The organism is Aquimarina aggregata (assembly GCF_001632745.1).
Taxonomy (GTDB): Bacteria; Bacteroidota; Bacteroidia; order Flavobacteriales; family Flavobacteriaceae; genus Aquimarina; species Aquimarina aggregata.
This window is the reverse complement of record NZ_LQRT01000013.1, coordinates 56169-76872: the sequence shown is the minus strand read 5'-3', so window position 1 is coordinate 76872 and position 20704 is coordinate 56169. Positions and strand designations below refer to the sequence as shown.

17 protein-coding genes are annotated in these 20704 nt (G+C 31.9%); 7 read left to right on the top strand and 10 right to left on the bottom strand.

Annotated elements, in window-relative coordinates; genetic code table 11:
- Positions 1-10 precede the first annotated feature (10 nt).
- The 6 genes from AWE51_RS11655 (at position 11) to AWE51_RS11630 (ending at position 7389) form a co-directional block, all read left to right on the top strand.
- A complete protein-coding gene (locus AWE51_RS11655; RefSeq protein ID WP_066313725.1) occupies positions 11-448 on the top strand; it encodes an Hsp20/alpha crystallin family protein in 438 nt (145 codons plus the stop codon).
- 172 nt (positions 449-620) lie between these two features.
- The gene (locus AWE51_RS11650; protein WP_066313724.1) at positions 621-1475 is read left to right on the top strand and encodes an SPFH domain-containing protein; all 855 of its coding nucleotides are present in this window, start codon (positions 621-623) and stop codon (positions 1473-1475) included.
- A 3-nt stretch (positions 1476-1478) separates the two neighbouring features.
- Positions 1479-1664 (top strand): hypothetical protein, encoded by a 186-nt coding sequence (locus AWE51_RS11645; protein ID WP_066313722.1) that lies wholly within the window; start codon positions 1479-1481, stop codon positions 1662-1664.
- Between the two features lie 257 nt (positions 1665-1921).
- Complete coding sequence (locus tag AWE51_RS11640; RefSeq protein ID WP_066313720.1) at positions 1922-5470, top strand: ligand-binding sensor domain-containing protein; 3549 nt, start codon at positions 1922-1924, stop codon at positions 5468-5470.
- A gap of 7 nt (positions 5471-5477) precedes the next feature.
- Positions 5478-6632 (top strand): hybrid sensor histidine kinase/response regulator, encoded by a 1155-nt coding sequence (locus AWE51_RS11635; RefSeq protein WP_066313719.1) that lies wholly within the window; start codon positions 5478-5480, stop codon positions 6630-6632.
- A 49-nt stretch (positions 6633-6681) separates the two neighbouring features.
- Positions 6682-7389, top strand: a complete 708-nt coding sequence (locus AWE51_RS11630; protein ID WP_066313717.1) for a hypothetical protein — start codon at positions 6682-6684, stop codon at positions 7387-7389.
- A 36-nt stretch (positions 7390-7425) separates the two neighbouring features.
- Here the strand turns inward: AWE51_RS11630 and AWE51_RS11625 are convergent, their stop codons facing one another.
- The 8 genes from AWE51_RS11625 to AWE51_RS11590 form a co-directional block, all read right to left on the bottom strand.
- Entirely contained in the window at positions 7426-7770 is a 345-nt protein-coding gene (locus tag AWE51_RS11625) for a 5-carboxymethyl-2-hydroxymuconate Delta-isomerase (RefSeq protein WP_066313715.1), read from the bottom strand.
- Between the two features lie 18 nt (positions 7771-7788).
- Entirely contained in the window at positions 7789-8808 is a 1020-nt protein-coding gene (locus tag AWE51_RS11620; RefSeq protein ID WP_198403824.1) for an adenosine deaminase, read from the bottom strand.
- Positions 8809-8832: 24 nt separating this feature from the next.
- The gene (gene uvrB / locus AWE51_RS11615) at positions 8833-10839 is read right to left on the bottom strand and encodes an excinuclease ABC subunit UvrB (protein WP_066313714.1); all 2007 of its coding nucleotides are present in this window, start codon (positions 10837-10839) and stop codon (positions 8833-8835) included.
- Between the two features lie 233 nt (positions 10840-11072).
- Positions 11073-11516 carry a DUF6438 domain-containing protein gene (locus AWE51_RS11610; RefSeq protein WP_066313712.1) on the bottom strand — a complete coding sequence of 148 codons (444 nt, stop codon included), beginning with the start codon at positions 11514-11516 and terminating at the stop codon, positions 11073-11075.
- Positions 11517-11572: 56 nt separating this feature from the next.
- Entirely contained in the window at positions 11573-12529 is a 957-nt protein-coding gene (locus AWE51_RS11605) for a zinc-binding metallopeptidase (protein ID WP_066313708.1), read from the bottom strand.
- Between the two features lie 165 nt (positions 12530-12694).
- Entirely contained in the window at positions 12695-15526 is a 2832-nt protein-coding gene (locus AWE51_RS11600; RefSeq protein WP_066313707.1) for a T9SS type B sorting domain-containing protein, read from the bottom strand.
- A 26-nt stretch (positions 15527-15552) separates the two neighbouring features.
- A complete protein-coding gene (locus tag AWE51_RS11595) occupies positions 15553-16389 on the bottom strand; it encodes an ABC transporter permease (protein WP_066313706.1) in 837 nt (278 codons plus the stop codon).
- 4 nt (positions 16390-16393) lie between these two features.
- Complete coding sequence (locus AWE51_RS11590) at positions 16394-17293, bottom strand: ABC transporter ATP-binding protein (protein WP_066313704.1); 900 nt, start codon at positions 17291-17293, stop codon at positions 16394-16396.
- Positions 17294-17442: 149 nt separating this feature from the next.
- On the opposite strand from AWE51_RS11590, the gene AWE51_RS11585 reads away from it, so the two are divergent.
- The gene (locus tag AWE51_RS11585) at positions 17443-18510 is read left to right on the top strand and encodes a hypothetical protein (protein ID WP_066313703.1); all 1068 of its coding nucleotides are present in this window, start codon (positions 17443-17445) and stop codon (positions 18508-18510) included.
- Positions 18511-18582: 72 nt separating this feature from the next.
- On the opposite strand, the gene AWE51_RS11580 is transcribed toward AWE51_RS11585, so the two are convergent.
- Positions 18583-19761: a hypothetical protein gene (locus AWE51_RS11580; protein ID WP_157766080.1), complete on the bottom strand. Its 1179-nt coding sequence runs from the start codon at positions 19759-19761 to the stop codon at positions 18583-18585.
- A gap of 154 nt (positions 19762-19915) precedes the next feature.
- On the bottom strand, positions 19916-20689 hold the full coding sequence (locus tag AWE51_RS11575; protein ID WP_066313700.1) for a sulfite exporter TauE/SafE family protein: 774 nt from the start codon (positions 20687-20689) through the stop codon (positions 19916-19918).
- Positions 20690-20704 lie beyond the last annotated feature (15 nt).

Sequence of the window (20704 nt, the reverse complement as noted above, 5' to 3'; positions counted from 1 at the left end):
AACAAATACAATGAGTTTAATAAAAAGAACAGATAGATTGCCATTCCTTTTCGATGATTTTTTTGCAACTGACTGGTTAGGAGGTACTACAAACACAAGTAGAATTGGATTTAATACTCCTGCGGTTAATGTACAAGAAACAGATAATGATTTTAAAGTAGAATTAGCGGCTCCAGGGCTTAGTAAAGAGGATTTTAATATTGAATTAGATAACGATACGCTAATAATTTCATCACAAACAAAATCTGAAAAAGAAACAAAAGAGAATGCAGGTAAATATACCAGAAAAGAATTTAGTTATGGTTCATTTAAAAGATCATTTAATCTGCCAGAAATTGTTGATAATGCATCAATAGAAGCGATATATGAAAATGGAGTATTAGCCGTGATTATCCCAAAAAAAGAAGAGGCTAAAATACAGCCAAAAAGATTAATCGAAATTTCATGATTTGTGTTGAGTTTAGATTTATTTAGTTAATGAGTGAAAAAACGTCCTTTATACAAGGGCGTTTTTTTATTTTTCAAAGATAAATGCTAAGTATTTCTTTTTAAGAGAGGCTGAAATATATTTTTTAAGTCAAAAAAAAATTGTATCATTGTGATATCAAAATGATATTATTATGAATAAAGAGAAAAGAATTAAAGCGATTAGTGGTTATATAATGCTTGGAGCATTGTTATTAGTTTTGATAAGTATGATTTTAGGTTTGATCATAACTGGAAAACCTTTTTTTATAGTTTTACTTTTGGTTTTGCTGTTTATTGGAAAAGGTTTTTTTATTGTAAACCCTAATAGTTCTAAAGTGATGGTGTTGTTCGGTGCATATAAAGGAACAGTAAAGGATAATGGCTTTTTTTGGATTAATCCTTTTTATACCAAACAAAGAATTTCGTTAAGAGCTAGAAACTTTTATAGTGAACGCGTAAAAGTAAATGATAAGATTGGTAATCCGATTTTGATTAATGTTATTTTAGTGTGGAAAGTAAAGAATACATATAGAGCTGCATTCGATGTGGATCAATATGAAGATTTTGTAAGAGTACAAACCGATGCAGCCGTAAGAAAACTTGCAGGTTCATATCCTTATGATAACTTTGCAGATGGAAAAAATGAAGTAACATTGCTATCTGGTATGGATGAGGTTAATGAAGCATTAGAAAATGAAATAACAGAGCGTTTATTGATTGCCGGGATAGAGGTAACAGAAGCAAGAATTGGGTATTTAGCTTATGCTCCAGAAATTGCAAATTCAATGTTGAAACGTCAACAGGCTGTAGCTATTGTTGCTGCTCGAAAAAAAATAGTTGAAGGCGCTGTTGGTATGGTAGAAGATGCATTGTTTAAATTATCAAAAGATAATATCATTGATTTTGATGATGATAAAAAAGCATCTATGGTCAGTAATTTGATGGTTGTTCTTTGCGGAGATAAAGAAGCAACCCCAGTAATTAATACAGGTACATTACATTCGTAATCTATGAGTAAAAAAAAATCATTTGTTCTTAGAATTGACCCAGAAACTTTTAAATTAATAGAGAAATGGGCAGATGATGAATTTCGTAGTGTTAACGGTCAGTTAGAATGGATGATGCATAAGTGTCTTAAAGATGCCAAGCGTCTAAAATCAAAAAATCTACCTGAAGATTCGGGAGGTAAAGAATAAAGATTTACATATAAAAATGCCCTTCGTATGAAGGGCATTTTTTATAGGAAAAATACCCTTTCATATAAGATCTAAGTCTCGATATTACCTTTTATAAATCAATATTTGTGACATTTTCTTGAAATAAAGAATGATTGTTTTAATTGTTTTAAGATTTTATAAGTGTATTTTACACTTATAAATATCTTTGTATGAATAACTTTTATTTGATATTTAATTAGTCTTATGCAGAGTAAAGAGAGTTTTAAGCAATAGAGATGAAACAAAAAGAAGATTATTTATTGAACTTTTTTGTTAAAAGTGAGGTGTTCTTTAAAACAATATTTCTACTACTTGGTTTAGTTACTTCTGCTCAGAAAGTATCTCAAAAATTCACACATTACGGAAAAGAAGAAGGCCTTAGTCAAAGTAGCGTGAATTTTATATATCAGGATTCCAGAGATTACTTGTGGGTAGCTAATTTTGGCGGTATTAATAAGTTTGATGGATATAATTTTACTTCATATTCTAATGAATTCGGAGACAGTTCTTCTATTGCTGATAATGCAGTCTGGACCATTTTAGAATGCAAAGATCAAACGCTTTGGTTTGGTACAAAAATGGGATTAAGTAAGTTTAATTTTGAAGAAAATAACTTTAAAAACTATTTGATACGAAAGCAAAATAAAACCCTGGGTAACCTAGCCGTAAAAACGCTTTTTGAAGATCAAAAAGGGAGATTTTATGTGGGATCAGAAGGTGAGGGGTTGTATATCTTTTCTAAAGAAAAAGAAACGTTTACTTTGGTAGAAGAATTACCATCTACTGCAAAAATAACTGCTGTCACAGAGGATGTATTGGGTAATTTGTGGATAGGAACCGAAAACCTAGGACTTTTTAAAATCAGTTCAGATAGATCTGAAGTTATAGCCTTTTTTAATATTGGATCGTTTAACACTAAAACTATTTGGAGTTTACACACTGACCAAAATCACAATATCTGGATAGGAACAGATAGTGATGGATTAGTAAAGTATAACACGAATACAAATTCATTTATTTTTTATAAAGATCAATCAGAAAAATTTAATTACAAAGGAGGAAACAAAATAAAATCTATAGAAAAAGGAGATGATAATTATATATGGATTGGTAGTGCTACAAAGGGACTTTCCTTGTATTCTTATGCAGAAAATCGATTCTATAATTATAATAAAGACCCTTATGATAGCAATTCTTTATATGATAACGATGTAAGTAGTATATTTTTTGGGGCTAATAATGTTTTATATGTGGGGTTTTATACTAAGGGTTTTGATAAAGTAATACAAAATCCCTTTCAAGTCTTAAAAAACAATCCAAAAATAAGTAATAGTCTAAGTAATAATAATGTTTATTGTATATATCGCGATCATAATGATATTCTTTGGTTTGGTACATATGGAGGAGGGCTTAATCGTTACGACCCTCAAACACAAAAATTTGATCATTTTAAGAATGAAGAAAACAATCCCTCTAGTTTAAGTCATGATTGGGTAAGAATTATTTATGAAGATCGTGCTAATACAATGTGGATTGGAACATGGGGAGGAGGCCTAAATAAATTTAATAAAAAGACTGGTACTTTTAAACGTTACCTACCACAATCAGGAGAAAATAATGAGTTAAGTCATAATATAATTACTGCTATATTCGAAGATAAAGATGGTGAATTATGGATTGGTACGTATGGAGGAGGAATTAATATCTACCAACCAGAAACAGATGATTTTATATCAATCGTTCATGATAAAAAAAATGATGACTCATTAAGTGATGATCATATAACGTCTTTTTATCAGGATAAAAAAGGGATTATATGGGTGTGTACATATGGGGGAGGACTCAATGCCTATGATAAAAGTACGAGGAAGTTTGAAAGATTTTTACCTGATATAGAAAAAGATTTTAGTCTTAATGATCATAAAATATTACATATTTATGACGAACAAGACAAAGATTTTTTTTGGATAACAACATTAGGAGGAGGGATAAACAAGTTTTACTATAAAGAAAAAAAATTCATTAACTATACCGAAAAAGACGGATTGTCTAATAATTCTACAATGGGTATGTTGCAAGATGATAATGAAAGGTATTGGATAAGCTCAAACAACGGTTTGTCACACTTTGATCCAGAGAACGAGACTTTTGTGAATTATACAATAAAAGATGGATTAGTAGGAGATGATTATAATCTTGAAGCCTATGCAAAGACAAATGATGGGGTGTTTTATTTTGGAGGTAAAAACGGAATTACATATTTCAAGCCTAAAGAAATAGAATCAAATGTAGCTTTTCCAAAAATTAATTTTACAAAAGTTAAGATAAATGATAGCGTATATTTTAAAATTCCGGAAAGACTGAATATTCCGTTTGAAAGTCATGCCACTTTTGAATTTGCGGCAATCAACCCTGATAAGCCCAGTAAAATTAATTATGCTTATCAATTAATAGGGTATGATCAAGATTGGCGTTATCTGAATAAGAATCGTTATTTAGAGTTTACTAACTTAAACCCTGGGAGTTATGAATTAAGAATAAAATCAACAGATAGTAATACTTTATGGAATGAAAATTATACCAGTATTTCATTACATATTCCAACACCTTGGTACATGACCTGGTATTTTAAGAGTAGTCTGATTTTAATTCTCGTACTGGCAACATATAGTTATTATCGTATTAAACTTAATAGAGCAGAAAGACGAAACCAGTTGTTAGAGAGAAAAGTAAATGAACGAACAAAAACTATTCAACAAAAAAATATAGCGTTAAGCAAGGAAAAAGATAAAACCGAAGATGCATATACCAAATTGAAAAAGCTAGAGAATTTTAAAAATGAATTTACAGGTATGTTGGCTCATGATCTTAAAAATCCTTTGGTTACAATTTTGGGATATTCTTCTGATGCTTCTGATAACCCTAACCTGAAAAGTATCAATAAATCTGGCAAGACGATGCTTAATTTAATCGAGAATATGCTAGAAGTGCAAAAGTTTGAGAGTACAGATGTTCAATTAAATATGAATACGTGTAACCTTAGAAGAGTAATTCTAGAAGGAACAGATCATGTTAATTTATTGGCGTCAGAAAAACGAATACAAATAAATAATACCGTTGATGAAATCTATAGCGTAAATATAGATCGAGATGTTATCGAAAGAGTTTTTATAAACCTTCTAACAAATGCAATCAAATTCTCTAAATCTGACGAATATATAGAAATCTCAGCAAAAGTAGAAGATAAAAACCCTAGTAAGATCATTGTTTGTGTAAAAGATAATGGATCGGGTATACCGAAACACCTTTTGTCTTTTATATTTAATAAATTTTCACAAATAGATGCAAAAGATTCTGGAGTGGCCCAATCTACTGGATTAGGATTGTCTTTTTGTAAAATGGCAATAGAAGCACATGGTGGTGAAATTTGGGTTACATCAGAAATTAATAGAGGTAGTTCTTTCTTTATTACGCTTCAAAGAACATCAGATAGTATTGTTGCCGAAAATCAAACTAACACCAATAACAATGCATATAGCAATCCTATGCATCGTTTAAATTTAGAAGAAAAAGATTTTAATTTGTTGAATTCTTTTACAGAAAAAATTAATACCTTGACCATATACGAAATGGGTGAGTGGCTGGATATTTTTGATAAACTATCAGCCCATGAAACGGATAATGTTAGAAAGTGGCGAGATATGATGATGGAAGCACTTACAAGTTTTGACGAAAAAGCCTTTTTATATCTTAAAGAAAAAGTACTGAATACATCATTGAAATGATACCCCTATGGAATACTCTATATTAGTTGTTGATGACCAGCCAGAGAATATTAGATTTATAAGTATTTTATTAAAAGAAATGGAGTTAGGAAATAAAATTTATTCTGCACCTAATGGAAAGGTAGCTCTAGGATTAATAGAGAAAATAACTCCAGATTTAATTTTGTCAGACTGGGGGATGCCGGAGATGGATGGTTTAGAATTGTTGAAAGCCTTAAAAGCATCACATAAAACTAAGGACATACCATTTATTATGATATCTGCAATTAAGATAGATGCAGCATCTATGAAAGAAAGTTTTGAAGCTGGAGTTCATGACTATCTAAAAAAACCCTTTGATAAATTGGAGTTTGTAGCTCGAGTTACTGCTACTCTTAAACTTCAAGACGCCTATCTTAAAATCAAAAAAAACGGAGAAGAGATTGCAAATCAAGCACTATTGATTTCTAAACAACATGAAGAACTTCAGAAGTTGAATATGCTTAAGGATAGGATTTTTTCAATCATATCTCATGATGTACGGGCCCCACTGGCTACTTTAGATGGTTTGTTAGAGATTTTTAGTGATGAAGAAATACAATTAGATGAAAAAGAATTGATTGGATATGTTGGTACAGTCAAAACGGAATTGAATAGTATTCAATCTTTAATGGATAATCTACTCTATTGGGCCAAATCTCAATTGGCAAATAGAGAAATGAGTAAAACAGATGTAAATATAAATGAAGTAACCCAGGAAATATCCGAGCTATTTCATGATAAAATTGTAAAGAAATCATTAGATTTTTATAACCATGCAAACAGTAATACCACTATTTATGGAGATAAAAATGTAATATCATTTGTTATTAGAAATTTGTTTGCTAATGCAATTAAATTTACGCCAATAGGTGGCAGAATTACGGTTGACCTTAAAGTAATCGAAGATTCTGCTGTAATTTCAGTTATCGATACCGGGGTAGGAATGGATAAAGAAGTATTAGATTCTATTTTTGATGAAGATGTGGTTTCTACTCAAAAAGGTACTTCTGGAGAAGTAGGTACTGGTTTAGGGCTGATGTTATGCAAAGAATTAATAGAGCAAAACAAAGGTTCGTTATCTGTGAAAAGTGAAATAGGTAAAGGAAGTACTTTTAGTTTCACAATTCCAATTGAAAACTGAAATCATTATAAAAAAATATCACTTCAACAGAGTTAACTAAAATTTGTTTATGAATTCATTTCAGGAAGTTTCATGCAAAGTTTCAAGGGATAAGACATTACTTATCAAGACCAAAGCAGAAAATATTTCATTAGATAAAGAAGTGTTTGCAGTAAATTGGTTTGTTACTAAGAATAAAACATTGTACAATTTTTATAATCTTTTAGCTGTTAAAAGTGTTTATAATGTAGGAGCAAGGCCAATTTTTAAAGGAGAGATTGTAAAAAAAATACTAGGAAGTGATCAACAAAATATGCTATTAATAGTTAAGTATCCTTCTGTAAAAAGTTTTAAGAATTTGATCGAAAAATTATACTTTAAGCTTATAAGTGTGATAAGAATCAAAGCTGTAAAAGATTTCAATTTTGGGTTTACCACAAAAAATAATTTTAAAGCAAGTAAGACAAAGGATACAACAAAAAAATATGCTGTTCATCACTATAGTGGAGAACATACTTCGGCAACCAAAAAAATAGTAATTGATTTAGCAAGTAGATATCAGGTTAAACTTTTTTATTCGGGATCAGTATCCTCATTGGTACATATTAAAAACAAAGATAAAAACCCGAAGCAGATTCCTTGCAATATGGATGAAATATTACTTTGGTATTCAGATTCAGAAGAAAGTATAATGGCCTTTATTGAAAATAAGTCCTATAAAGAATTTATAGCGCAAACATCAAATTCATATTTAGGAATCTTGGATAGGTCGTTGTAATAGAAAAAAGGATTTCCCCCTTTATGTGTCATAGTACTAAACCATATCTTTTTTTACATAAGAGGATTTTTCAAACTCTCTAATGTTCATCGATAATATGGGTACATTAGGAAACATAATCTTAAGAGTCGTTACTATTTTTTTTGAAAGGTCTAATTTTTGTTCATCCGTTCTTCCTTCCATGATATTACCAAATACGTGTATAAAATCATCATTAGTATTTCCTATAGTATAATGCTGAAAAGGGTTGATTCGTACTTTGATATCTCCTTTTGCAAAAAGCCCTGTAGAATCTGCAGTGTCATACACATTTTTAATGATCTCTTCTGGTGTTTTAAGTCTTATGATATGTTCTGAACAATCTAATATAAAGTGTGGCATGTGGTGTACTATTTTTGATCAATTATTTAGAAAGTAATTTTCAATTTTTGAAATGTATTTTTCTTTTTCTGTATCGGGTAACCAACTGGCATTAAAACTATTTTTTACGAGTTCGGTAATTTGTCTCTTAGAGAGGTTTAATGCTTTTGCAATACCAAGATAATTTTCGTTCATATACCCTCCAAAATATGCGGGATCATCAGAATTAACAGTAACTAATAAGTTTTTATCCATCATTTTTACAATAGGATGATCTTTTAAATCAGTGACCACTTTTAGTTCTAAATTAGAAAGGGGGCATAATGTAAGTGGTATTTGCTGTGTTGCTAATCTATCAACCAATTTATGATCATCTAAACAGCGATTACCATGGTCGATACGCTTTACGTTTAACAGGTCAAGGGCTTCCCAAATGTACTCGGCAGGGCCTTCTTCTCCGGCATGTGCTACTGTGATAAAACCTTCTTCTATGGATTTAGCAAAAACACGTTCGAATTTAGATGGTGGATTTCCTATTTCAGAAGAGTCCAGGCCTACACCACTAATCCATTTTTTATAAGCTAAACCCTGTTCTAATGTTTTAAAGGCTGAAGCTTCATCAAGGTGTCTTAAAAAAGACATAATTAACCTAAAAGTGATTCCTAATTTTTCTTTTCCATCTTCTAGTGCCTTATAAATCCCTGTAATTACGGTATCAAAAGAAATTCCTCGGTCGGTATGTGTTTGCGGGTCAAAAAATATTTCAACATGTTTTACATTTTGCTCATGAACTTTGTTTAAATATGACCAAGTAAGATCATAAAAATCGTTTTCATGGATCAAGACATTTGCTCCCGCATAATAAATGTCAAGAAATTCCTGAAGATTATTAAACTTGTAAGCATTTTTTAATTCGGTTACTGTTGAATACTTAATTTTTATATTATTTCTTTTAGCAATTTCGAACATTAATTCAGGTTCAAATGTGCCTTCAATATGTAAATGAAGCTCGGCTTTGGGTATTCCTTCTATGAACTTTTCGATTGAAATAGTACTCATAATTCTTGATTATTTAAGGGAAAATTACACTTTTTGATCTTGTACTTTGTCTTGCAACATTTTAATTTCATCACGTAACCTAGCGGCCGTAATAAAATCTAACTCTTTAGCGGCTTTCTCCATTTCTTTTCTAACATTACGAATACGTGTTTCTAATTGTTCTTTGGTATAATATGCTGTTTCTTCCTCTGCAGCTTGCAAAGTTGGTGACGTTTCGAATTGGTATGGTTCAATTTTTTTACCATAAAGAGCATTATCTAATGATTTTTTGATGGCAGTAGGCTGAATATTGTGTTTAGTATTATACGCAATCTGCTTTTCTCGTCTGTATTCTGTAGCATCTATAGTTTTTTGCATACTATCGGTAATCTTATCTGCGTACATAATAGCTTTTCCATTTACATTACGAGCAGCTCTACCAACCGTTTGTACTAAAGATCTTTTATTACGTAAAAAGCCTTCTTTGTCTGCGTCAAGAATAGCAACTAATGAGACTTCGGGTAGGTCCAATCCTTCTCTAAGTAAGTTTACGCCAATAAGTACATCAAAAATTCCTTTTCTTAAATCTTGCATAATTTCAACACGCTCGAGCGTATCGACATCACTATGAATATATCTACAACGAACATTAATTCTTGTAAGATATTTGGCTAACTCTTCTGCCATTCTTTTGGTTAGCGTAGTTACCAAAATACGTTCATCAACTTCGATTCGTTTATGCATTTCTTCAATTAAATCATCGATTTGATTTAAACTTGGGCGCACTTCAATAACAGGATCCAATAGTCCTGTGGGTCTGATAATTTGTTCAACAAAAGTTCCTTCACTTTTTTGTAATTCATAATCTGCAGGTGTAGCACTTATATACAATACTTGATTTTGTATAGCTTCAAGTTCTTCAAACTTTAAAGGTCTGTTATCCATTGCTGCAGGAAGTCTAAAACCATATTCTACTAGATTTTCTTTTCTTGATCGATCTCCACCATACATAGCATGAGTTTGAGGTATCGTTACGTGACTCTCATCTATAATCATTAAATAATCGTCAGGAAAATAGTCTAATAAACAAAAGGGTCTTGTGCCCGGATTTCTGCCATCTAGATAACGCGAATAATTTTCGATTCCAGAGCAATAGCCCAATTCTTTGATCATTTCAAGGTCAAAATTTGTTCGTTCCTCTAATCTTTTAGCTTCAAGAGGTTTACCGATCCCCTTGAAGTATTCTACTTGTTTACCTAAATCTAATGCTATCTGATCAATGGCAGCATTAAGGATATCAGGAGACGTTACAAACATATTAGCAGGGTAGATATTTAAGCGCTCATACTTTTCTATAATGCTATTGGTTTGCACATCAAAAGCTTCAATTTCTTCAATTTCATCACCAAAAAAATGTACCCTAAATGCATCATCTGCATAACTAGGAAAAATATCAACAGTATCTCCTTTTATTCTAAAATTACCGTGTTTGAACTCTGCTTCAGTTCTTGAATATAAACTTTGTACTAAGCGATGTAATAATGCCGTACGCGAAACAAATTGTCCTGTTTCGATAGAGATTACATTTTTTTGAAACTCTACCGGATTACCAATACCATATAAACAGGATACTGAAGCAACTACAAGTACATCTCGTCTTCCGGATAGTAGAGATGAGGTTGCACTTAATCTCATTTTCTCTATCTCATCATTAATCGACAAGTCTTTTTCTATATATGTACCAGAGGTAGGAATGTAAGCCTCAGGTTGATAATAATCATAATAAGAAACAAAATATTCGATAGCATTATTCGGAAAAAATTGTTTAAACTCAGAATATAGCTGTGCTGCTAGGGTTTTATTGTGGGCTAGGACCAAAGTAGGTCGCTGTACTTTTTCGATCACATTCGCCGCTGTAAATGTTTTTCCCGATCCAGTTACTCCTAAAAGTGTTTGGTATTTTTCATTTGATTCGATGCCTTCAACTAATTGTCTTATGGCATCAGGCTGGTCTCCAGTGGGTTTGAATTTAGATTTAAGTTCGAACTTCATGAATCTTTTCTTTTTCCTTTTTAAACATTAAAGATACTGAAACATAAAGTTTTGATAGCTACTATTTATTTCTAAAAAAATGTGAAATTTTATATACTACGTAAGGCTGTTTGAAATTAATCAAACAGCCTCAATCCAAATAAACAATTCAGAAATAAACAAACAAACTAACCTAAAACAGTAAAATCATGATTTACTCTATTGATTTTCCCACTAAAACCAATAAACAAGATTTAAATAGTACTTGCAGTATTTTGCATGATTTTACTTACTATATCTTTTAGTTTACTATCAAGTACTTTTATATAATTACTAGCACTCGTTGTATAATATTTGTATTCTTTGTTATTAATATTCAAAGTAGTTATAGATTTATCTCGTTTTCTTTTAAACGTAATATTTTCTTTAGGATCTTTTGTTAATGTTGCTTTTAAGCTTTCAAATTCTTCCTTACTTAATTTCTTATTTATCTTTCCTTTTACACTAACATTATTAATACCTGAGTACGCAATTGATCCATCTTTAAATATCCATAAATCATAAACAGGACATTTTCCATTACAAGGACTTTTTGAGTAATATATTAGAATATCGTCTTCTGCCGAAGTCAAGGGTGTTTTCTTAGTAGAACTACAAGAGAAATTTAATAGTGCCAGTAGCATTACGAGATACTTCATATTCTTATTTTTATTGTTTAATTAATCAGCGTCATAAGAAGCTGTTATCTTATTTTTTAATTTTTATGAAGTCTACAATGCGATTTGTTTTTATCTCCAAAAGTATGTGCTCTTTTCCAGGCTCCTGGAGCTGGTAAAAATGTTTTATTACTTTTTGAAATATTTCCACGAATGTAGTTTCTTAGTTTTACCATTTCATTGTCATCATACATGATCTTGATTTTTTGTTCAGCACCACTAGTTCCATTAACACCTTCTGCTCTAGTTGTGAACGTAGCAAATATTTCAGCGATATCTTCTCCAGGATTTGTTGAAGCATATTGTGTGACAAAACGTTCTTGATACTTGGTATAAAATTCTTGTGCTTGAACTTCGGTTTCAGTATTTTGAAATTCTTCCCAGATATCTGCCCAATGATTTTTGTGAAGCTTATTAATATTAGAATCAGATTTTGCGCAACCTTCTCCCGGAAAGTAGTTTGTGCAGTTACTTTGTTTTATCGAGGCATCTAATTGCGTATTATCCAATGTAATAATATGTCCAAACTCATGTATGATAGTGTAGGCAAGTTCCCCTTTAGCGTTAAATCCTCCTTCATATGCATAATCGACAGCTATACCCATTTGCCATTTTGAAAGGTCTTGAGTACGTTCTATAACATATCCAAGAACGCCTTTGTCTTCACTGTCATCTCCAGAATAAATCATGAATTCACTCATTTTAGATCGATACTCTAGAGGAACAATTTTTTTAGTTAATTCCCATATTTCCTGATGCTTTTGAGTATCTTTTTGTAGAGCTAGTGCATTTCCTGATACATTAAAGTCTTTTTGTTTTACAATATTTTCCCCCTCTACTTTGTACAAGGTTAAATTTTTTAGACTACCATCACCATCTGCACCGTTTGCTTCATTTTGTATTGGTCCGGTACCATCATCATCGTTATTACAAGATTGAATAAAAAATGTAGAAATACTTATGAAAGCGATGAGTATATAATTCAATTTTCTCATAGGATATGTTTCTTTTAAAAATTAAGTTTCTTTATATCCCAAAACAAAAGACTTTTAAAATACCCTACTTTTTATTTTAAATTTTAATTCATAAGAAGAAAATAAGGCCTATGATTGTAAGCTTTTATAAGAAGTTTTAATGTATTGTGTTTTTGTTTTTCGGGTTTATCTAATTAAAGAAAAACTGCCTGTGAGAACCCTCCCGGTTTGTAATTCAACTCTATACCAATATTGACTAGAAGGCATTAGTTTGCCATTGTAAGTACCATCCCAACCTGGGGTACCTGCTCTTAATTGTTTGATTAGTTTTCCATAACGATCAAAAATATAGATTAAAGAGTCGGATAACATTTGAGATGATATTCCATCTACATTCCAACTTTCATGAAATCCATCACCATTAGGCGAGAAAAAATCAGGAAATCCTATTACAGCTATATCTCTTGTGACCTCGGGAAGACAACCATTTTTATCTCTGACATAAACAACATGAAAACCTGGAGGAACATTGTTAAATGTCGCTTCATCCTGGTAGGTGCTTAATACACCATTTATTTCTATTGCATATTCATAACTACCAATTCCTTGTACATTAACAGTTACGGTGTTATTATTTGATGCATCATTAATATCTACAGATGTTATTGTTGGTATGCTAGAACCTGTAACTTCTACAGTACGAGTGTTAGAACATTGAGTTGACGTATCTGTTATTTCTACCATATATGTCCCGGCTTGATCCACAAAGATTGATTGTGTTGTCTCGCCGGTAGACCATAAAAAGGTAAAATTAGTTAAGCCAGGGTTTGGAAGTACGCCCTTATCAATTTCAATATTTGTTTGGTTTTGGCATAAAAAATAAGCACCTATTTCTTCAATTTCGGGAGTAGGGTTTACGAATAATGCTACAGAAGCAATAGCAAAGCAGTTACCATTGCTCTCTTCAACTTTGGCATAGACGATATCATCACCTTGAGTATTAGGGGTGGTATTACTATAAGAAGTAATCGGATTAACATTAAATTGGGCATCATCAATATTTTGATAATAGGTTAATGTCAATCCAGCTGTAGTTATACCTTGAAGAATTAGTGGATCGGCTTCTAAAAGGTTAAAAACGGTAATACCATCTTCAATACCATCATCATCACAGGCTCGTAATTCTACATCATTGGCACTTGTAGCATTGACTTGTAATTCGATAGTGGTAATGCTAAAACAATTCGTGTTGTTATTGTCTGTTACCCGGGCATATACTAGTTGATTGTTTTGGTTGTTTTCAAAACTAGTGATATTAGTAAGGGCAGGAGTTCCTGCTTGAGCAGAGGGGAGATCAATGAAAAAACTTACGCTAAATTGATTATTTCCTCCGGTAATTTGATCGGTAGCAAGATTTAAATCAAACAGTGCTAAATTATCACCCATTACTTGATATAGGTCACATTGTATAAGTGTTACGGGGATGCTAGGAGGAATTTCAGTAAATGTGGCATTCGCAACTCCTACAAGAGGGCAACTACCATCATTAAGATCGACTTCTAATCGATAATTAGCAGTTGCAGTGATATCTAAAAAATTGGATGTAGTACTTATTGGAGTATTATCAACAAACCATGTATAAGTAGCGCCCGGGATATTTTGATAAGAAAGTCTAAAAGTTTCTCCTTCGCAAAGAGAAAGGTTTGCATTGTTAGAATCACCAGAATTTATGATATCAATAGTTTGTGCAAAAATTGACTGAATAAAAGGTGGTAATCCAAGACGGACACCACGACGCCCGTCAGAATTTACTAAAAGCCCTTTTTCGACATATATCACATTTGCTGCTATTTCTTCCGGGTTCTCAATAATACCTAAGTAGTCACCTGTGTCGGTTGCAAAATCTTCATATTGAGTTCGGTATATTTTTCCGTCTGGAGCTAATTGTAAAGCCCCCTCAAAAAAAGAAGAAAAATTGACACCGTTTTCATTAAGGATTCTTGTTCCGCTTGCCGGAATATCTATATCGGGTAGTGTAAGGTCGAATTGTAAAAGAAAACTTTGACCTATACCTTCATTTCCGATCCCAATGGCAGAGTAGAGTCGTTGCCCGCTTTGAGAAAATTCTATTCCGTAAGGGGAGTCTCCGTTATAGAGTTCAATTTCATTACTTACAGCGCCTGTTATGTTATCAAAGTCATACAGTACTACTTTTCCTGGACCATTACCAGCAGTAACAGTGGCAAATCCAAAATGTGCTACAGCTAATTTGTTCCCTTCTGTAGACGCTTTAATATATCCTAAAGCATTGCGACGATATCCCGAAAGAGGAACAGTAACGCCAATTTTAGAAGTCACCGGGTTTACGTTAACACCAGTTTGTTCTATTTTAAAAGCATAAAAAGTATCCACAAAATGAGTAATTACCCAAAAGGAGTCGCAATCATCACTTTTTACTGCTGTTATTTTTTCTGAGCATTTGTATGCACTTTGTAAAGGATCTGAAGTATCGTATGTGATCAGAGGTATATTTTTTTGTCCTGCAACAATATCACCAGCGCCTCCATTTAGAGACATGTCTACCACAGAATACATAAAACCATCATTTATGCCATCACCATCTACAGTTGAAGGATCATTGTCGGCATTATCATGATGAGGTTCATCTACAGTGAAAATGATATAAATATTAGGAGTATTGGGTTGCGGTACGATTAATGCAGATGACGTGCTCGATGGATCTCCTTTTAGATTAATACCATTAGGCATAATGGTATTAAACCTATCCCAAACCCTAATACCATCAGTATAAAATAAAAGTGCTCCTGTTGCATCAGAAATTGTAGTACACCCTTCTAACGTATTGATTTGACCATCTGTAAGAACAGTTGGAGGAGTAGTATTAAAACTTACACCAGCATTTTTTCCAAAATACCAGTTATTAGCTTCTCCCTGACTAAAAATAGTTAAGCCATTAAAAAGTAATATCGTTAAAAAGGTGATATGTATATACCTCATTCAATGAGCAATTAAGCTCAAATATATTATAAATCTCTCTTTTTAAGTAATAGATGAGAAAGATATACGAAAATTACAGTCCAAACAAGTACTATAACGATACCATACCAGTGTACCGTATAATCCTTTTGAAAGTTTTCTCCCAATTGATTTGCTGCAGACTGAATAAAATTTAATCTGGTAAATGGTTCTTTAATTAGGTTTGACATCGATTCTAAAGGAAAAAACTGAACGATTGATTCGGCTATGGTAGAGCCTTTAAATACTTTGAATTTTAGTAATGCATAGATAATGTTCTCAACAATCCACCAAATAAATAAGAATCCTAATGCAAAAGCAGAGCGTTTTACAAAAATCCCTAAGAACATACAAAAAGCAAAGAAACCTACTAGTTTTACGAAATATGCCAAAACATATTCAAGATCCGAAACTATAATTGAAAACTCATTATAATCCGAGAAACTAACCCCTAATATCATTGATACAATGATTAGAAAAATAGTAGAGAGGATAGAGAAGACAATAACAGTTAGGAATTTAGATCCTATAAATTCTTTTTTGCTTAACCCATCAATAAGGTTTTGTTTTAGGGTTCTATGGCTGTACTCGTTCGCCATCATTGATACAATAACTATTGCTAGAAATAATTTTGCCCAAGCCGCGATATAGGTGTTGAAATGCCATATATATGGGAAATTAAAAATTCCTTGATCTGCAATTCTAAACTTGACACCTCCAAAATTAAATTCTATCGAGGCGATTAGCGCTATAAAAGTTATAAGTACAAAATAAGTGATAGTAATCACTTTAGCAGCTTTGTTATATCGTAATTTTTGAAATTCTATATTGAGTAGTCGTAACATGGCTTTAGTTTAAATTGTTGGTTAATTGTAGAAACTGTTCTTCAAGGCTTTCTTTTCGTTTTACCAAGTGTGTAAGAACTATTCCTTCAGTATATAATTGCCTGTTAAGATTTTCTGCATCTAATTCCTGAGCTAAAAAAGCAATGATTTTTCCATCTTCTTCTTTGTGGCTTTTAAAGCCGTCGTGTTTTGTTAGCCAATCTTTTAGAACAGAATTTTGGTTACTCTTTAATTCAAAAAAACCAAAACTAGCATTCATTTCATCTACGCGACCAGAATATAGTTTAATTCCTTTTCGTATAATCACCACATGACTACATACTTTTTCAACTTCATCCAATAAATGAGAGGCTAATAAAATTGTAGTGCCTTGTGCTGCAATTTTTTTAATGATTTCTCTAATTTGATGAATCCCTTGTGGATCTAAACCGTTTGTAGGTTCATCAAGAATCAAAATTTCAGGATCATTAAGTAAAGCTGAAGCAATGGCTAATCTTTGTTTCATTCCCAAAGAAAATGTTCTGAATTTACTATCCTTACGCTCCAATAAGCCAACGATTTCTAATTTTTCTTCAATTTTTTCTGAAGTTACCCCCTTAATTTGACAAACTAGTTTTAAGTTTTGTGCAGCAGTCATATACGGGTAAAAATTAGGGCGCTCGATTATAGCGCCAACCTTTTTTAATGCATCATGTGTTGAAGTGTTGCCATCGAACCAAGTAAATGAACCCGAAGTTTCATTAACAACATTAAGTACAATACCAAGTGTAGTTGATTTACCACTTCCATTGGGTCCAAGAATGCCATAGACATTTCCTTTTTTTATAGTAAAAGAAAGGTCATTTACAGCTGTAATCGGACCAAATTTTTTGGTAAGATTATGTAGCGTGAGTATATTTTCCAATTGTGATTAGTTTTGGTGGTTATATTAAACAAGACGATCAGTACGAGTTTTTGTTACATAAATATGTTATTGTCTTTTTTTGATTGTGTAAAGTTTTAACAGTATCAAAATAGTAATTTGTAAATTGCTAACTGAAATGATCGCAGTGTATGGAAGAAAAATTAATGTCTAAAAAAAAACCAACCTATCCTATAAACGATGAATTAGATGCGTATTTAAAGGAGTGCAATCGAAAAATTAAAATCCCAGTATTTTATGATGATTTGCTTAGGTTTTCGGGTTCTATTGTGGTGTATGATAGTAATGATGTGGATACATTATGGGTTAGAGTGTATTATGAAGAGCACGAAAGGCCTGAAATAGAATCTAGTCTTAAAAAAGTATATACGATTTTACATTCTGATGGAAATGAAGATGCTATTGAATTTTTGAATATTGATGCGATAGACTATTGTACTTTTGGTAATTCTAAACCTTTTAGAGTAAAAATTAGAAATATTCTTAATGATAATTACACTTATATTTATGTAAAAAAAGCAGATGCATCACGAATTTATGGATTAGAATTAGAACATATGTTTTCTCCTAATCGCATCAATTTTTTGGTTTATAAAAATACATTGATAGAAGAACATATTGCTGGTATACCAGGAGATGTATTTATTAAAGATTTTTTACCTGATTTAAGTGATCAGGCAAAGTCACAAATCGCTAAAGAGTTCGTGAAATTTAATGAACGTTGCCAAATGCGTTTGTTAGGGGATATGCGATCCTATAATTATGTCATTATACCTATTCATGATTTTGAACATGTAGAATATAAAATTAGGGCTATTGACTTTGATCAACAGTGTTTTGAAGGGAAATTAAAAGTGTATCAGCCACAATTTTTTAAAGAAAATTTTGCGATGGTAGATTTAGTAATGAGTAAGTTACAAGCGAGCTCGATAGAACAGTATAAGAAGGAAGAGCGATCCGTCTTGGCAAAACGAATCCTTAACTCTAGGTCTAGGTATGAAACTTTGGTTAACTGTATGTGTAGAGATACTATTTCTACAGAGGATAATATTAAACAGCTAAGAGAACATTTATATAATTTTACACTTGATCTAAATTTTAGACGTAGTATATCTATGGGAGAAGTTTTAAAAACCGCGATGGATTTTGTACGCCGTAATTATGAAAATGTTAATATGAAGCGGCTATTAGAGGGTTGATTTTAAAAGTTGATGCCCAAAGTCAAATACTATACTAAAGACAGAACTTGACTTTGAACATGTATTATGTAATTATTTAATTTTTTGTTTAAGTAATGCTACTTCTTTTTGAAGCTGCTCTGTTTTCTTATTTTGTGCGATGATATATAAGGTTAATTCTTCAATTTTTTGGAGTAATTTAGCATTCATTTCACCTAATTGGATACCTTCTTTTTCTACTTTTTTTGCAGAAGGAATATTAGGTAAATGTCCTTTTTCTTGAATGTGAATTTCTACTTCTTTTAATGTTGGAAGCTCATAATTTTCTTCAAACACATAATCTGGCCAAGTGTTATATAGAGCAACTTTTACTTCTTCAGCAACAACTTTACCTACTACAGCAAGTCTATATCCTTTTGTGTCTCTGGTTCCAATTCCAACACTACCTGATTTATTTATAAATAATTGAGACCTAGCACCATTCGTTAAAGATGATGAAGTGCCTAAACCTAATATACCATTAGTTGGATCGAAACGAATTTCTGCGCCATATTTTGTGTTATCCATGTCGATATCTCCTGATGGTCTGTATAAAAATCCTATTACTTTATGTCCGCCATCATGAAAAGTATATGACTCTCCGATTTGTAATTTTTCTTTAGGATTGTTCGTTCCTATTCCCATATTACCACTAACATATAGATTCGAGTCTTGGCCACCAAACCCTACTCTCACATGTTTACCTGTATTGTAATTAAGATATAAGTCATCAACATTACTATTTTGAAAATGTTTTCCATCAACATGTCGGGTACGTAATCTATAATTACCTTCACCTCCTATATTGACATGGCCGACGACGGTTAATTTTGAGTCTGGAGACGTTGTTCCTATACCGATATTACCAGAAGATGTAATTCGTAATTTTTCTGTTGGTACCCCATCGTTATTTGTCCCTTTAGTTTTAAAAATCAGATCAGATTTTCCATAAGACCCAACATTACCTACTGTAATTTCTGCATTGATACGTGAACCACTACTGATACTTGAGTTAAAACCATCTAGACCTGACCATTTAATAGAAGATTGCCAACCACCTCCATTGCCACCATCCCCGAAGAGAATTAAATTCCCTAAACCATTTCCAGTAGAATTGGTTGAATATGTTCCTTTATTAATATGAACATCTTCTTTGGCAACAATTGTGTCTTGGGCAACACTTGCAAAAAATGAGAGCATAAGTGATGTCGATAGAAATAGTATTCTTTTCATATTTAAAAATGTAATATTAGTTATCTATTGAAGATAAATTAATTAGTTATTTTGCTAATGATTAATGTCTTTAAAAGACTTTTTGTTACCTAGTCCGTTCAATTTTTAATGATTTGAAAAGAGGAATGATACTTTAGATAAAAGGTTTTTTTATTTAAAGTATCCCTATTCCTAAAAAGATCGAAAAAATAATTAAAAGGAAACCAACAGTTACTTGTATCGTATTTATAGTTATTTTTTTTAAAAATAATTTGCCAATATAAGCGCCAATAAAGGCCATTAAGATTGCTGTGATTAGTAATTTGTAATTAAGTTGATTACCTAATTTAAAAATATCTTTTGCATATACAGAAATTCTTGAAATGTCAATGAAGCAAGCGATTACTACCCCTGTAGCGATAAAGGCTTCTTTACTTAGTTTTGCTCGTATAAGAAAAGCAGTTCGTAAGGCTCCTTGATGTCCAGAGATTCCTCCAAAAAAACCACTTAACGCTCCACCGATAGGCAAGTATTTTGTATCTATTTCTAATCTTTTCAATTTAGGTATCAGATCAAAAAGAGAAAAGAAAGTTAATAATGCAGCGATACAGATTTTTACAACAGTAATTTCATGTAATTTGTTATAAAGCGTATAACTGTAAATAGGTTTAATATCTGTAAGAGTACCCAAAACGTAAGCCCCTAATAATGCAAACACTATAGCTGGTAATCCAAAACGTAAGACAGTCCTTGTGCTAGCTTTTTTTCCAACTAATGTTAACTTAAAAAGATTATTAAGTAAATGAACAATAGCGGTCAAGGCGATAGCAATATCGATAGGAAAAAATAATGCAAAAACAGGCATAAGCAAAGTGCCTAAGCCAAAACCAGAAAAAAAAGTTAGACCAGATCCAAGTAATGCTACAATACCAACAAGAATATAGTCCATAACGAATTATGAATG

Excerpts from the sequence above, each read along its gene's own strand:
- AWE51_RS11655 (WP_066313725.1), top strand. The coding sequence starts at position 11 with ATGAGTTTAATAAAAAGAACAGATAGATTGCCATTCCTTTTCGATGAT.
- AWE51_RS11650 (WP_066313724.1), top strand. The coding sequence starts at position 621 with ATGAATAAAGAGAAAAGAATTAAAGCGATTAGTGGTTATATAATGCTT.
- AWE51_RS11645 (WP_066313722.1), top strand. The coding sequence starts at position 1,479 with ATGAGTAAAAAAAAATCATTTGTTCTTAGAATTGACCCAGAAACTTTT.
- AWE51_RS11640 (WP_066313720.1), top strand. The coding sequence starts at position 1,922 with ATGAAACAAAAAGAAGATTATTTATTGAACTTTTTTGTTAAAAGTGAG.
- AWE51_RS11635 (WP_066313719.1), top strand. The coding sequence starts at position 5,478 with ATGGAATACTCTATATTAGTTGTTGATGACCAGCCAGAGAATATTAGA.
- AWE51_RS11630 (WP_066313717.1), top strand. The coding sequence starts at position 6,682 with ATGAATTCATTTCAGGAAGTTTCATGCAAAGTTTCAAGGGATAAGACA.
- AWE51_RS11625 (WP_066313715.1), bottom strand. The coding sequence starts at position 7,770 with ATGCCACACTTTATATTAGATTGTTCAGAACATATCATAAGACTTAAA.
- AWE51_RS11620 (WP_198403824.1), bottom strand. The coding sequence starts at position 8,808 with ATGAGTACTATTTCAATCGAAAAGTTCATAGAAGGAATACCCAAAGCC.
- uvrB (WP_066313714.1), bottom strand. The coding sequence starts at position 10,839 with ATGAAGTTCGAACTTAAATCTAAATTCAAACCCACTGGAGACCAGCCT.
- AWE51_RS11610 (WP_066313712.1), bottom strand. The coding sequence starts at position 11,516 with ATGAAGTATCTCGTAATGCTACTGGCACTATTAAATTTCTCTTGTAGT.
- AWE51_RS11605 (WP_066313708.1), bottom strand. The coding sequence starts at position 12,529 with ATGAGAAAATTGAATTATATACTCATCGCTTTCATAAGTATTTCTACA.
- AWE51_RS11600 (WP_066313707.1), bottom strand. The coding sequence starts at position 15,526 with ATGAGGTATATACATATCACCTTTTTAACGATATTACTTTTTAATGGC.
- AWE51_RS11595 (WP_066313706.1), bottom strand. The coding sequence starts at position 16,389 with ATGTTACGACTACTCAATATAGAATTTCAAAAATTACGATATAACAAA.
- AWE51_RS11585 (WP_066313703.1), top strand. The coding sequence starts at position 17,443 with ATGGAAGAAAAATTAATGTCTAAAAAAAAACCAACCTATCCTATAAAC.
- AWE51_RS11580 (WP_157766080.1), bottom strand. The coding sequence starts at position 19,761 with ATGAAAAGAATACTATTTCTATCGACATCACTTATGCTCTCATTTTTT.
- AWE51_RS11575 (WP_066313700.1), bottom strand. The coding sequence starts at position 20,689 with ATGGACTATATTCTTGTTGGTATTGTAGCATTACTTGGATCTGGTCTA.